General features: G+C 63.2%; 11 protein-coding genes. 4 read left to right on the top strand and 7 right to left on the bottom strand.

The window, feature by feature from the left end:
• Positions 1-142 precede the first annotated feature (142 nt).
• Entirely contained in the window at positions 143-1,654 is a 1,512-nt protein-coding gene (glpK, locus tag GD606_RS03285; RefSeq protein WP_163301998.1) for a glycerol kinase GlpK, read from the top strand.
• Positions 1,655-1,706: 52 nt separating this feature from the next.
• On the opposite strand, the gene GD606_RS03280 is transcribed toward glpK, so the two are convergent.
• Positions 1,707-2,522, bottom strand: coding sequence for a tetratricopeptide repeat protein (locus GD606_RS03280; protein ID WP_163301999.1), 816 nt, complete (start codon positions 2,520-2,522; stop codon positions 1,707-1,709).
• A gap of 261 nt (positions 2,523-2,783) precedes the next feature.
• On the opposite strand from GD606_RS03280, the gene GD606_RS03275 reads away from it, so the two are divergent.
• Both GD606_RS03275 and GD606_RS03270 read left to right on the top strand, forming a co-directional pair.
• Entirely contained in the window at positions 2,784-4,073 is a 1,290-nt protein-coding gene (locus GD606_RS03275; RefSeq protein ID WP_163302000.1) for an HD-GYP domain-containing protein, read from the top strand.
• A 44-nt stretch (positions 4,074-4,117) separates the two neighbouring features.
• On the top strand, positions 4,118-8,041 hold the full coding sequence (locus tag GD606_RS03270) for a class I adenylate cyclase domain-containing protein (protein ID WP_163302001.1): 3,924 nt from the start codon (positions 4,118-4,120) through the stop codon (positions 8,039-8,041).
• Here GD606_RS03270 and GD606_RS03265 read toward each other — a convergent pair.
• From GD606_RS03265 to GD606_RS03240, 6 genes are all read right to left on the bottom strand, one after another.
• A complete protein-coding gene (locus tag GD606_RS03265; protein WP_163302002.1) occupies positions 8,032-8,472 on the bottom strand; it encodes a hypothetical protein in 441 nt (146 codons plus the stop codon). The genes GD606_RS03270 and GD606_RS03265 overlap by 10 nt on opposite strands.
• Positions 8,469-8,705 carry a hypothetical protein gene (locus GD606_RS03260; RefSeq protein ID WP_246298948.1) on the bottom strand — a complete coding sequence of 79 codons (237 nt, stop codon included), beginning with the start codon at positions 8,703-8,705 and terminating at the stop codon, positions 8,469-8,471. Before GD606_RS03260 ends, GD606_RS03265 begins: the two co-directional genes overlap by 4 nt.
• 269 nt (positions 8,706-8,974) lie before the next feature.
• Positions 8,975-9,985, bottom strand: coding sequence for a GTP 3',8-cyclase MoaA (gene moaA, locus GD606_RS03255; protein ID WP_163302004.1), 1,011 nt, complete (start codon positions 9,983-9,985; stop codon positions 8,975-8,977).
• The gene (gene mobA / locus GD606_RS03250) at positions 9,982-10,617 is read right to left on the bottom strand and encodes a molybdenum cofactor guanylyltransferase (RefSeq protein ID WP_163302005.1); all 636 of its coding nucleotides are present in this window, start codon (positions 10,615-10,617) and stop codon (positions 9,982-9,984) included. Before mobA ends, moaA begins: the two co-directional genes overlap by 4 nt.
• The gene (locus GD606_RS03245) at positions 10,614-11,357 is read right to left on the bottom strand and encodes a formate dehydrogenase accessory sulfurtransferase FdhD (protein ID WP_163302006.1); all 744 of its coding nucleotides are present in this window, start codon (positions 11,355-11,357) and stop codon (positions 10,614-10,616) included. The genes mobA and GD606_RS03245 overlap by 4 nt, the downstream gene beginning before the upstream one ends.
• A 2-nt stretch (positions 11,358-11,359) precedes the next feature.
• Positions 11,360-12,256 (bottom strand): formate dehydrogenase accessory protein FdhE, encoded by an 897-nt coding sequence (locus tag GD606_RS03240; protein WP_163302007.1) that lies wholly within the window; start codon positions 12,254-12,256, stop codon positions 11,360-11,362.
• Positions 12,257-13,040: 784 nt separating this feature from the next.
• On the opposite strand from GD606_RS03240, the gene GD606_RS03235 reads away from it, so the two are divergent.
• Positions 13,041-13,832 carry an alginate O-acetyltransferase AlgX-related protein gene (locus GD606_RS03235; RefSeq protein ID WP_163302008.1) on the top strand — a complete coding sequence of 264 codons (792 nt, stop codon included), beginning with the start codon at positions 13,041-13,043 and terminating at the stop codon, positions 13,830-13,832.
• The last annotated feature ends 242 nt before the right edge of the window (positions 13,833-14,074 follow it).

Genomic DNA, 14,074 nt, shown 5'->3' with positions numbered 1-14,074 from the left:
GGAGCACGGGGAAACCTCCCCGCAGGGCTTGCCTGCAGGGCTTGCCTGCAGGGCTTGCCTGCAGGGCTTGCCTGCAGGGCGATGATCAGGGACAAGGAAGCAACCGCCCGCCAGGGCGACACACGAGAAAAAGGAGTGCAGCATGGGTGGATACATCGGGGCCGTGGACCAGGGAACCACCTCGTCGCGGTTCATCATCTTCGACGCCGCCGGGCGCATCGTGGCCATGGACCAGAAGGAGCATCGCCAGATTTTCCCCCAGCCGGGCTATGTGGAGCACGACCCCGTGGAGATCTGGGAAAACACCCAGGAGGTCATTGCCGGGGCGCTTCGCAAGGCCGGGATCAGCGGAGCGGACCTGGCGGCCCTGGGCATCACCAACCAGCGCGAGACCGTGGTGGTCTGGGACCGGCGCACGGGCCGCCCCTATTATAACGCCATCGTCTGGCAGTGTACCCGAACCCGGGACATCTGCGAGGAATTGATCAAGGACGGCGGGCCGGATCGCTTCAGATCCGTCACGGGCCTGCCTGTGGCCACCTATTTCAGCGGCCCGAAGATCAAGTGGATTCTCGACCACGTCCCCGAGGCCAGGCGCGCCGCCGAGGCCGGGGAGGCGCTTTTCGGGACCATGGAGTCCTGGATCATCTGGCAGCTCACGGGCGGCCCCCGGGGCGGGGCGCATGTCACCGACGTGACCAACGCCAGCCGGACCATGCTCATGGACCTCAAAACCCTGGCCTGGGACCAGAACATCCTCGACGTGCTGGGCATCCCCCGCCAGGGCCTGCCGCGCATCGTGCCCTCCAGCGACCGGGCCTCCTGGGGCCCGACCATGGAAGACGGCCCCCTTGGGGCCAGGGTGCCGGTGTGCGGGGCCCTGGGCGACCAGCAGGCGGCCCTGGTGGGCCAGGCCTGCTTCGAGCCCGGCGAGGCCAAAAACACCTACGGCACGGGCTGCTTCCTGCTCTTAAATACCGGCACGACGCCCATCCCCTCCCGCCACGGCCTGATCACCACCCTGGCCTACCAGCTCGGGAACAACGATCCGGTCTACTGCCTGGAAGGGTCCGTGGCCATCGCCGGGGCGCTTGTGCAATGGGTGCGCGACAACCTGGGCCTGATCAAGGCCGCCCCGGAGATCGAGCGGCTGGCCATGCACGCCGAGGACAACGGCGGGGTGTACATCGTGCCCGCCTTTTCCGGGCTTTTCGCGCCCTATTGGCGCTCGGACGCTCGGGGAGCCATCGTGGGCCTGACGCGTTACGCCAACAAAAACCACATCGCCCGGGCCGTGCTTGAGGCCTGCGCCTACCAGACCAAGGACATTGTGGAGGCCATGAACAAGGATTCGGGGGTGGAGCTCAAAAAGCTCAAGGTGGACGGCGGCATGGTGCATAACGAGCTCCTCATGCAGTTCCAGGCCGACATCCTGGATGTGCCGGTGATCCGTCCGGTGGTGTCCGAGACCACCTGCCTGGGGGCGGCCTATGCCGCCGGTCTGGCCGTGGGATTCTGGCGCGACACCAAGGAATTGTGCCGGAACTGGGCGGTGGACCGGACATGGGAGCCGCTGATGGCCGCCGCCGTCCGGGATGCGGGCTACCGGGGCTGGAAAAAGGCCGTGGAGCGCACCTTGGACTGGGTGGAATAGGCGGCTTTGGGGGGAGCTTTGCGGGGCATTTTCTGGAAATGCCCCGGGGGGATCAGGAGCCCGGCAGGCCAGGGACGGATTCCACCACCAGGGTCGCTTGGTCCGGTGGCGGAGGCGGGGCGTCCTTTCCCTCCTTCCTGGTGTCGAGGTATTCCAAAAACTGGCGGCACTCCTCGAAATTCGGGTTCATGCGCAACGCCTTCTCCAGAAATCGCCTGGAAACCTTGGGATTTCCCTTCTCAAAAAGCGTGCGGGCCATGTTGTAGATGAGGTGTTCGTCGTCTTTGCTGAGCTGATAGGCCCGGGCGTAGTATTTCATGGCCTGGGAATACATGCCGCGTTTGCGCATCTGGATGCCGAACTCATTGAACAGGTGCTTGTGCTCCGTCTGGAACGCCGCTTCCAGGCGGACCAGCTTGCGGAAGACCCGTTCGGCGTTTTCCACCTCGTGGCGTTCCAGATAGGTGAGCCCCAGGCCGAAGGTGGCCCGGACATGATCCTCGTCAAGCCCCAGGGCCGTCTGATATTCAAACTCCGCAGAAAACAGTTCGCTGCGCTCCCGGTGCCTGTCCCCCCGCTCCACGGTCTCCTCCATGCGGCGCATGATGGGCACGACCTTGTTCATGTAAATGGAGGGTTCGGGGATGTATTTCCGCAGCAACTCCTCGCGTTTGAGGGTTTTTATGGGTCCGGAGGGCAAAAAATTGCGGTTGAGGCGCTGGGTGCTGAAGTCTCCGTCCTCCTGCTCCTCGGCCATGACGAAGATCTGTTGGCGTACCCGCCGACGGGAGCCGCCAAAGCCTAAATAGTGCGAAGACTCGGTGGAAAAAACGCCCCGCAAGCGTTTGGCTGGGATGTCGTCCGTCATTTCGGCCTTGTCGGCATGTGGGACTCGCGATTACACGTTCACGGCCAACGTCTCGGCGCATTGCCGCACAGCCCTGCGGGGATGGCTGTGTTGACACGAAAAATGGCGCGGGCATAGTATGGTTGTGGGAACGCGTGCACCGCGCGACAACCATGCCGGACCACGGGTCCGGGACAGCGGAAAACACCAGGGAAAGCCGCATGAAAATACGCCAACAGGCTGAAATGTCAATAATCGCAAGGCCCCAAGAGCTTTTTCCCCATGCATGTCGATGAATATCCGATTTTGATCGACCAATTGTGCCCGGGACTCTTCGTGCGTCTGGAAACGGCCACGGACATCGGCTCCCTCCCCAAAAAGGCCTTCAAGATCACCAATGCGGAACAGATCGAGGAGATCCGGCGGCTGGGCATCCGCCACGTCATCTGCATTTCCGACAAGTCCGACCGGCTGCCCATTTCCCTTGAGGAACTGGACAAACAGGCCGACCCAGGCCTTTCGGGACGGCCCGCAAAGGCCTTCAAGACACCTGTATCCCTGGAGCTTTTGGGTCTGAAGCGGGAAACCATCGCCCGCAACAAAGAACGCCGCGACCGCTTCGCCGCCTGCGAAAAGCGGTACGACGATGCCGTTTCCCAGGTTGTCGGGGTTTTGAAAAAGGCGGCCAAGCCGTCGGATGCCGTGCTGGACGCGGCCCGGGAAATGGTGGACTCCCTGGTGAACACCTTTTTGTCCGACCTCGACGTGGTGGTCAGCCTCATGACCACCAAGCCCCGGGAGGAAACCCGAAACTATCACGCCTTAAATGTCACCGTGCTGTCCCTGATGCTGGCCCGGGAGCTCGGGCTCGGCAAATCCCAGATGCACGACCTGGGCATGGGGGCGCTTTTCCACGACGTGGGCAAGGGCCGCGTGCCCATCCAGCGTTTCACCAAAGGCAACATGACCACCTTAAACCGGGTCGTGCGCGAATATTACCGCGAGCATCCGGTGCTTGGGGCCAAGATCGTCTCGGCCTTCCCGGACTTTCCGCCAGCGGCCCTGGACGTGGTGCTCAAGCATCACGAGACCCTCGACGGCCAGGGGTTTCCCTCCGGGCTTACGGCCGAGGACATTCCGGTTCTGGCCCGCATCGCGGCCGTGGCCGACGCCTACGACACCCTGTGCAACCGCCGGGACGAGGTCGGTTTCGCCACGCCGCATGAGGCCCTGCGGGCCATGTACGGGAAGAAAACCAGCCTGGACCAGATGCTTCTGGCCTCGTTTATCCGCAACATCGGGGTCTACCCTCCGGGGAGCATCGTGGAGCTGTCGAGCGGCCTGACCGGCATGGTGGTGTCCTCCAGCCCCAAGGCCTCGTTTCGGCCGAGCGTCCTGGTGCATCATCCGGACATCCCTCGAAAAGAGGCCCTGCTCATCGACCTGACCATCGAGGAGGATCTCAAGATCCTCCGGGCCCTGCGCCCCGAAGAACTGCCCCGGGAGGTTTTCGCCTATTTAAATCCCGTGCGGCGGGCCAACTACTACGTGGACACCCTGCCGCCGGCCTAAGACGTCGCGCCCGGCCGTTTTCACCCAAACCCCAGGCTTTGGCCATGCCCACGCCGCCTCTCGACATCCTCGCCGACATCCTGCGCCGGGCGCTTTTTTCCCAGGCCGGGCCGGACTATACCGCCTTGTCGCCCCTGCTCCGCCAGGCCATGGCCTTTCTGGATCGCGAAGACCCCGGCGTCCCAGCCACCCAGGGCTACGCAGCGGATGTGGCCTCGCTGACGGCGGCCATGATCGAAGACTCCCATTCCCCGGGATTCATCAAGTCGGGCCTGGAAATCCTGCTGCGCCTCGGATACGCCGGGGAGTCCCTGGCCCTGTCCTTCGCCAGCAAGGACACGCTTTCGGGCGAACATCTCGGGGCCATTTTGGGCGCTTTGCCAGTTGAAGCGAAACTGCTTTTCGCCAACGCCATCCTGCGTTTTCCCCGCAGCGGACGTCCGGAACTGCAACGCTTCGCCCAAAATGCCCTGGAAACGGCCATCGACCAAAGTCCCGATGACATCCTGGTCCTTTTGGACACCCTGCATCTGCGCGGCGAGGCCCCCTGTCTGCCCCTGCGCGACGAATGTCTGCACGGGCGGCTGGGGCAGTGGCTGGAACGGTTGGTCAAGATGGACCTGTATCCGGAACAGGTGGCCTTTTTGTCCCGGATGGCCGCGGTCCTGCGCAGCGGCGATCTGGCCGAGTCCCTTTTGCGCAAAGCCGCCGGACTACCCGGAGAGACCCTGGCGGATCTGTGCCGGGCCCTGGCCGAGCAACCCTGCGCCGCACACCCCGAACTGGCCGCCGTCCTTGCCGACCTGCCCGCGTTGTCCGATGATGACCCCCAGGCCGCCCTGGCCATTCTGGAGGCCGTCAGCCGTATCGACCCGGCCCGGGCGGCCAAAATGGCCGCCGCCCTCTACGCCGGTCGCGCCGCCTTGCGCCGCTGCCTGCTGGCGGTCCCGGTTTTTCTGTTGCGTCCCCAGTTTCCCGTATTCATTCGCACCCTGCCGGAGCCGCTGCGTCCTGTTTTTCTCGGGGAGTTCCTCTTTTTTCTGGCCCGAAGCGGGGATGAGCGTTTACAGGCGCTTCTGGACGAGACCCGCGTGAGCCATGGCGCACGCCCAGGCGATCTGCCGCCGCTTTTCGACGCCCTGGACGGCGAAGTGAAGGCGGCTGACCGGGCCATGCCCCCAAAGCCCCGTCGCACGCGGATCGAACCCCTGCCGCAGCCCGAGGCCGAAAGCCTGCTGGGCAAGCTCAAGTCCTTTGTCGGATTGGAAAAAACGCTCTCCGGCGGGGAGACGAAACCCTCGGTTCTGGATACCGTAAAAAACGGTGGCGAACTTGTCGGCACGGCTGTGTCGGGCGTGGCGCGACCGGGGATCGAACTGCGCGATGTGGTGCTGACCAAGGTGAACCTGGACTGCGTGGATCTTTCCCGGTGCGTGCTGAGCCGGGTGGTCTTTCGCGACTGCCGCCTGAAAAAGGTGGATTTCGCCCTGGCCCGGATGGCCGGGGTGCGCTTCGAGGCCTGCCGTCTCGACATGTGCCGGTTTTCCGGAATTTCCGCCAAGGGGCTCGTCTTCTCCGGGAGCGACCTGTACGGGGCATGGCTCGATGACGCCGAGATCAGGGAACTGCGCGTGACGGGGTGCGCCGTGCATGAAGGAGATTTTTACGGCCTGCGCACGGCGGACTTCGAGGCCTCGCGCACCCTGTTCGCCATGGGCAATTTCACCCAGGCCGTGCTTTCCCGGACGAGGTTTTTCGGGGTGAACCTGGACGACTGCGTTTTCGCAAAAACCGTATTCGACGACCTTGCGGCCTCGGGATGCCATGTTCGCGGCACGACGCTTTCCGAATGCACGTTTTCTTCCCTGCACACCGACGAACCCGCCCTGCTTTCGGCCCATCGTCTGTCCGTCCGCAATCGTCTGAAGCGCCTGGCCCTCGCCCCGCAGCCCGCCATGGCGCCGGTGCGGCCGGGCGGCGGCGACCTGTCGTTGGCCACCCGACTGGTGGAATCCTGGTGTTTCGACATGGAAACCGTGCATCGTCGGGTCGCCGTCCTGACCCACAATCGCCGCCGCCTGGACTGGGCCCTGGAAAAGCTGGGCGAGCCCGATGCGGATTTTCTGCGCTGCCTTCCAAGCCTTTTGGAAACGCCCCGCGCCTGGACCGCCAAGGGCTGGGTCGCGGCGGTTCCGGGCCGGATCACAGGACACCATCCAAGTTTTTCGGCGTTTTCGGCCATGTGCCACATCATGGGCGAGGCCTGCCCGCCGTTTACCCCCGCCCAAAACGCCGTGGCCATCCTCGGGCTTTTCGCCATGGGCAGCCTGGGCACCGTGGCCCAGGGACAGGCCTCGGACCTGGACATCTGGGTCTGTCTGGCCGACGACGACGCCTCTCGGCGTCAGATCGACCGCTTTCGCAAGAAAATGGACGGGCTGCGGGCCTTGGCCGCCTCGCGCAGCATTGAGGCCCATTTTTTCGTCATGACCGACGCCGACATCAGGGAAAACCGCCTGGGGCTCGGGGACGAGGAGCAATGCGGCCAGGCCCGGGCCATGCTGCTCAAGGAGGAATTTTTACGGACGGCCCTGTTTCTGGCCGGACGCAAGCCGGCCTGGTGGTTCGTCGCCCCCGGGGTCGGCGACGAGGCCTACTCCCGGACCCTCGACCGTCTGACGCGCCAGGGCGCTCCGGCCGCCACGGACATCCTGGACACGGGCAACGTGCGGCGCGTGGAGGACGAGGCCATCCTCGGGGCCTCCCTGTGGACCATTGTCAAATCCCTGGAAAACCCCTTCAAGTCTATCATGAAGTTTGCCCTGCTGGAAAAATATCTGGATGGAAACGCCCAGGGGACGCTTTTATGCGAACGGGTCAAACGACGGTTGTTTGCCGGGCGGACCACCCTTTTCGACACGGACCCCTACGTCCTGCTTCTTGACGAGGTGCGGGCCTTTCACGAAGCCCGCAACCATCGCGAGGCCCTGTCCCTTTTGCGCATGGCCTTCATCCAGAAAACCGGCATCGATCCGCAGGATCCGGGGAGCATGGCCCGCCAGGACCAACCCGGGCAAAGCGGAGGGGAAGGACTGTTTCGAGCCGGCCACTTTTTCGATCTGGACGAATGCCGGGCCGTTCGCCAGTCCCCGGAAGCGCCCGCATCCGGACCTGCGGAATCTGGCGGCATCGCCGAACTGACGGCGGCCGGAAAACACATCGCGGATTTTCTTTTCGGAACCTACGAACGGATTCGGGAGCGTCTTTTTATAGACGAGACCGACCACGCCGCCGAGCCGGACAGGCGCGATCTGGCCGTCTTCGGGCGGCGCATTCTCAGCCGTTTCGGGGCGCGCAAAAACAAGATCGGCCGCATCCCCTTCGTGAGGCCGCCAAATGGGCTGCTCCAGTCCCTGGAAATCCTTTTCGACGAACAGGAACACGGATTTTCGGCCCGGGGGGAATGTCGCAGCCCCGATGGCCGAAAGGCGCCGGAATACATCCGTTCAGAGCGATCCCTGGAGCGGCTGGCGGCATGGCTGGCGGCCAACGGCATCTACTCCCCCGGGGTGTACCTCAAGGCCGCCTCCGTCAAAGCCCCCTTGTCCGTACCCGACATTCAGGGGCTCTTTGCGGCCCTGGCCGCAGCCTTTCCCGTCAAAGACACCTTCTCCCCGCCCCTGGCCGAAGGATTGGCCCCGGAACGCATCACCAGGGCGCTTCTCCTGATCAATCTGCATATGCCCCGCGAGGAAAAAGACATCACGGAGGTGGGGCTGTACTATTCCACCAACTGGGGGGAGCTTTTCTTTGTAGAGGGAACCCAGGCCCTGGGCCTTTTGGAGCATGCCCCGCACGACTTCGTGCGCTACAATACCGGGCTTGATGTGGACCCCCTGGCCCGCATCGAGACCTTTGTCCCGGCCAAGGCCGCCTGTCCCAGACTCAACCTGTCGTTTTATACATAGATTTTCGAAGGGTCGCGGTACAGCCTGGCCGCATCGAATCCCGCCCTGGCCCGGTGATAAAACCAGTAGAATCCTGGCAAAACGACGCCCCGGTTGCCGATGGCGTCGAGGCCCAGATGCCAGGCCATGCCGCAGACGGCCATGCCCAGCAGGGACGACCCCGCGGCCAGGGCCGCAATCCCGCCGAGAATGATCCATTCCCAGGCATGCAGCACCAGGAACAGCCGGTTTAAGCGGGCCTCGTTGCAGCTTTGGAAGAAATCCCCCAGACCGTACCAGCCGCCCCGGCACAGCACGTAATCGGCCAGGTGGTCCACATCGATCAGCACGCTGGCCGACGCGGCGACGGCGATCTCAAGCGGCGGCCGCCCGGCGACGTACAAAAGAGCCGCCAGGGGAATCGCGGCGGCGACGTGACGTGAGGCCTTCATGTCTCTCCCAAGGCTCTGGCCGCCTCCCGGCCTGTAGCGGTCAGGCGGCCGCTGTAGAGCGATATGTCGTATTCGTAGAATCCCCGCGCCGCCAGCGACCGAAAGACGGCCAGGGCGCGGCGCTGGGGAAGCCCAAGGGACACGGCCACCTCGCCGGGCATACGGCGGGCGGGAAAGGCATGGTCTTCCTGGGTGGCCAGGGCCGCAAGCACCTGCCGTTCGTCTTCGGTCATGTCCCCACGCGCCATCATGGTCGTCCGTAGAGCCGCCGCAGCCGTCCCGTCCGGGAGGGCCCGGGGGATATGGCGGCGACGGCCTGAATTATGATCTCCCGGCGGCTGGGTTGCCGCCGTGCCACGGCCCATTCTGGGGCCAAGGCGGTTTTCCTGCCTGGGCGGGCCGGGCCTCGTCGCCAATAGCCGACATCATGCCGTAGATTGGCCCACTGCCGTCGCACGGATGTTCCCGGGGCTCGCCTCTTTTTTGCCCGGGCGGGCCGGGCCTAGCCGCCGATGGCCGACATCATGCCGTGGATGGCCTGGCCCGACCCGTTTTGCTGCGCAAGGAGCTGGTAACCGAGGGGTTTTTTGCGCAGGGCCAGCCGCATGACCCGACCCACGGCCTCGGGGCCGAGCTTGGGGTGGCGCAGCATGGGACGCAGGCGGTACTGCTTGTCGGAAAACAGACAGGTGCGCAGATGTCCGTCCGGGGTGATGCGCAGGCGGTTGCAGGAATGGCAGAAATGGTCGCTTAGGGCCGAGATGACCCCGAAGCGCCCCAGGCTGCCGTCCACGTGATACATGCGGGCCGGGCCGGAATCGCCGGGGCTGCGCCCTACGGGGGCAAGTCCGGCCAGTTCCCCGGCCTGGGCCAGAATGTCTTTTGCGGACCAGTAGTATTCCGGGCTCCACAGGGTTTGATCCCCCATGGGCATGAACTCGATGAACCGGAAATCCACGGGGTTTTGCCGGATGAAATCGAGGAAGCCGGAAAGCTCATGGTCGTTTATGCCGCGCAGGGCCACGGCGTTGACCTTGAGCAACATGCCCGCGTCCATGACCTCGTCCATGCCCCGGCGCACGGCGGCGAAAAAATCCGAACCGGTGATCCGGGCAAAGGTGGCCGGATCGAGGCTGTCCAGGGAGACGTTGATGGCCGTGACGCCCAGGTCGCGAAGCTCCTTCGCCTTGCCGGGCAGGAAGGTTCCGTTGGTGGTCAGGCGCAGATCGACCTTCGGATGCCGCTTGAGGATGGATTCGACCAGAAAAAGGAAATTTCGCCGTAAAAACGGTTCGCCGCCGGTGAGGCGAATCTTGCTGATCCCGAGATCCCGGGCCAGGTCCACCATGGTCAGGAGTTCCTCGTAGCGCAGGATGTCGTCGTGAGGAATATGGGGCATCTGCTCTTTGGGCCGACAGTACAGGCAGCGCAGATTGCAGTGATCGGTGATCGACAGACGCAGATAGCTGACCGTGCGTCCCAGGTCGTCGGTCAGGGGGGGCGAGGCGTTCACGAAACCAGCTCCATTTCCCGGGCCAATTCCAGGTCGCGGGGGTAGTTGATGTTGAAAAAGGGTTTTGCCGCTTCGGGATCGGCCGGATCATAGTCCAGATGATGCCGGATCGTCTCGGGAAACACGGCGGAAAGCCGATACAGGCCGTTTTCGATGGCCCGGCGCAAGATTGGCGCGCCAGCCGGTTCGTAGACGCCCACCAGGGACTCCACATAGCCCGTGTCCGTGCGGCGGTAGGTCGTCAAAAGGGCCGTCGTCGGGCGTCGGCGCCTGGCGGCCAGAAGGGCCGTCAGGGTGTCCTGGCGCAGAAACGGCAGATCGCAGGAGACGGCCAGGATGGGGCGGCCATAGGCCTCCAGGGCCGTGAGGATGCCCCCGGCAGGCCCCGTGTCGGCCACGACGTCGGGCAGCCAGGGGACGGCGACGCCAAAAGGAGCGGGGTCGCGTCCGGACACCGCCACTTCATCCACGACCCGGGCCAGCAGCTCCACCGTGGCGGCCAAGAGCGAACGTCCGCCGATGACCTCGGCCACCTTGTCCCGGCCAAGGCGGGTGCTCCGGCCACCGGCCAACACCACGCCCAAAACCGGGCCGGATTCGGGAGGCACGGCCGGGGGGGGGCTGGCGTTCATAGGGCGAACCTCCCGGCTGCATCGCAAAAGACCGTACACCGGTTTTCCGCCTCCCGGACAAACCCGGCCAGGGACAGCCCCGCTTCCTGGGCCAGGCGCACGGCCTCGGTGGTTACGGCGGAACGGCTGACCACCGTGCGAAATCCGGCCCGCAAGGCCTTGTCGCACATGCTGGCGGTGAACCGGGCGGACAGGAAAAGCACCAACCCGGACAGGCTTGTGTCGGCCAGATGGGCCTGTCCGCACAGGCGGTCCAGACAGTTGTGACGGCCGATGTCCTCGGCCTGGAAGGGAAAATCCCCCGTGTCCGGGGCGTACGCGGCGGCTCGATGAAAGCATCCCGTGCCGTCCCACAATCCAGGGGCGGCGATGAATCGGCGCATAAGCGACACCACCTGCCCGGCGCTCTGGCGGCCGCCCTCCGACGCCGGCATGTTCCGGGACGTCGCAGGCACGGCTTCAAAGACGAAACGCCGCGCATCCGGAGCAGACTCCCGGCCCCTGGCCGCCGGGACATGGCCCGCCGGGCACATTTCCAGCCAGGCGTGCCCCAGGGCCAGGACGTCGAGGCCAAGGGGCGCGGCGAAAAGACGCCTGGCCGGTCCCGGGCCGCAGCAGACTTCTATGCCGACCTCGATGGCGATGTCGTCGTCGATGTCCGCGACCGTGCCGTCCCGGTACCGGCGGCACGGCAGACTGGTGACCACGCCTTCCACGGACGTCCCGGAACTGCCCGGCATGGTTAAAATCCCCAGGCGGACAGCACCGGCCGGGTAAAGCCCATCTTTTGCACGGCCATGTCCAGCGTCAGGGATTCCAGATCGTCCAAAAGAGGATACGAAATCCTGTCGAACTCCCGGAAATCCGTGGTCTTGATGTAGCGCCTGCAGGTGGCGCAGGTCTCGACGCGAAAGCCCGGCTCGTCCTCGGTGGTGAAATAATCCAGCTTTTTGGCGTCGTCTTCGCCGCAAAACGGGCAGACGAGACGCCTGGCCCGGTATTCCACATGACAGAAGGAGCAGGTCAGATGCCGCGCGCCTTCCTTGCCCACAAAACGGCCATGCAGCGGCGGGCTGCCGCACACGGGACAGTGGCCGTGGGTCCAGGACCGGTCCGTGGGAAAACGGCTGTAGATCGCGCTGCCGATGACTTCCAGACCCGGGGCCAGGGCGGCCTGGACCAGGAAGGCCGCAAGCCGGGGAGCGTCGGGCGTCAGGATTTCAAGGGCCTGGAAGAATGTTTCGTCTCCGGCGATGTGGGCGTCCATGGCTGCCCGGGGATCGAAACCGCCGTCGGCCAGGGCGGCGTCAATTCGGAGGATGGCCGTGCCAAGCGGTGAGTCGGAACGCCTGATCCAGTCCGCCAGCGACGTAAAAAGCTCCATGGCCAGGACGCGGTCGGGATTGAAATGCTCGCGGGGGAAAAGACATGCGCCGCGCAGGGCTTTTTCCACATCCAGGGGCATGTCGGCCATTTCTCTTGCGCCGCCGGACTCAAGGATGCGTCCCTTGGCCATCATCTGCAGTTCCAATGTGGCGGACACCAAGGCCAGCAACGGCGCCGGAAAGTAGTTTTTTTTCGCCAGCGCGGCGGATTTTTTGGATATCAGCGTTTTTTCCCTTTCCAAATCGGGATTCATGAGGGCTCCTTGGTGTGTTTTGTCGAACATAAGTCAAATACCAAAAAAATCAATTCTCGTGACAGCCTTTCTTTTCCAACGCAGCGGCCGGGAGCCCCAGTGGAACAACCGGCCGAACCGGCCGACTCCGGTTGGGCCCCCCTCGATCCGTCACAGAGAAAAAGGCTCTAGACTGTTTCATGGCATGACAACGATGAGATGCTTCATACCATCGTTTTTCAAGAATGCAGAATTTGTCCACGATAAAGCTCTCCGTATATCTGCATCATGATGGAAGTGCATGCTGTTGCACAGGCGCAAAGCTTCGTGCAACAGGAAAAGACACTTGACAAGTGGAACGGTTTGGTAAATAGACACCTACGGCCATCAAATTATTTTGAAATATTCCAACGTAGCGCCAAGGCACGTGTTCCTATAGGACTGCATATTTTCATAAAAAACACGGCCCGGATTCTTTTGGAAGTTCATCACGCTATTATTCATATAGAGTTCTTACGACGCCATGAAAAATTTGATACTGTTTTCTATATCGATAGCCATTTGTATCTGTATCATGGAGTCAGCTCTTTTTCTGTATGAAAAATACATACATTATGTCGAATACAATCCGTCTGGTGATGTCATAAATCTGCAAAACCTCAACTACAACGAATCCGAAATATCAAAAACAAAACCTGACGCCGAATTCCGGATTCTCAGTTTTGGCGATTCCTTCTGCCATGCCACGGTTACCCCACCCTATTCCTACAACGGGATTCTACAAGCGCGGCTTCAAGAGAAGGGAGTGGCGGCCAGGGTCGTCAATCTTGGCGAGCCCATCTCCTCCATTCCTCAATATCTCGCCACCATGAACAACTGGATGCCCCTGATCGACCACGACATGGTTCTGGTCAATATTTTCGCGGTCAATGATCTTGGAGAACTGTCCCGCGACGAACTGCAAGACGACGGATATCTCAATCGCATCCTGGGCGACCTTTTCGTGGACGTCCAGACCGGACGCAAGCGTCTCGACCATGTGCCGCACATATTCCCCCTGCATGTCCTGGATTACCTGCACACCCTGTATTATTATTTCCGCGACGGCGCGTTCGTCCACCGCGACGTCCCGTGGCCCTACACCCTGGCCCATGGTCCCGTCTCTCCCGAGGCCTTTGTCCGCGTGGTCGCCAACGACCTTGCCATCTGCGTTCCCCAAACCCGCGAAAGCCATCGCCCGGCCTTGGATCGCGTGGCGCAACTGGCCCGGGTTCTTTCGGATCTCAAGGCCCGGGGAAAGCGCGTCCTGATCACCATCTCCCCCGCAGAGGTCCAGATCAACCCCGCGCTTTTTCATGAGGCCGCAGCGCGCCAAAACGCCGATCCCGCAAGCTATGACCTGGATCTGCCGAACACCATGATCCGTGAAACCATTCAGGCCGTGGACCCCGGTCTGGAAATCTTCGACCTCACCCCCCTTCTGCGGGCGGCCATGGCCCGTGGGAACAATCCCTACTATCCTTCGGACGCCCACTGGAACGTCGACGGCAACCGCATTGTCGGCGAGGCCCTGGCCGACCGGATCGGACGTCCCTAATCCCCGGAATTGACCCTGCCGTCAGGGATATCCCCGACCGCCTCCGTTTCCCTGGGGCCTGCGGGGCGCGGCCGGGTCGCCTGCCGTCAGGGATATCCCCGACCGCCTCCGTTTAGGCGATACCCGCGGTGGACAAACCTCCCCGGCGCGGATATATCATTTTTCTCCTGCTCTTACGGCTTGTCCCGATCCGTTACAAACGCCGATTCTCTTCCGTCCCGGCCGTAAGCGCGCAACCGCAC

Source organism: Desulfolutivibrio sulfodismutans DSM 3696 (assembly GCF_013376455.1).
GTDB classification, from domain to species: Bacteria; Desulfobacterota; Desulfovibrionia; order Desulfovibrionales; family Desulfovibrionaceae; genus Desulfolutivibrio; species Desulfolutivibrio sulfodismutans.
The sequence above is the reverse complement of the archived record's forward strand: the minus strand, read 5'-3'. Positions and strand labels throughout refer to the sequence as shown.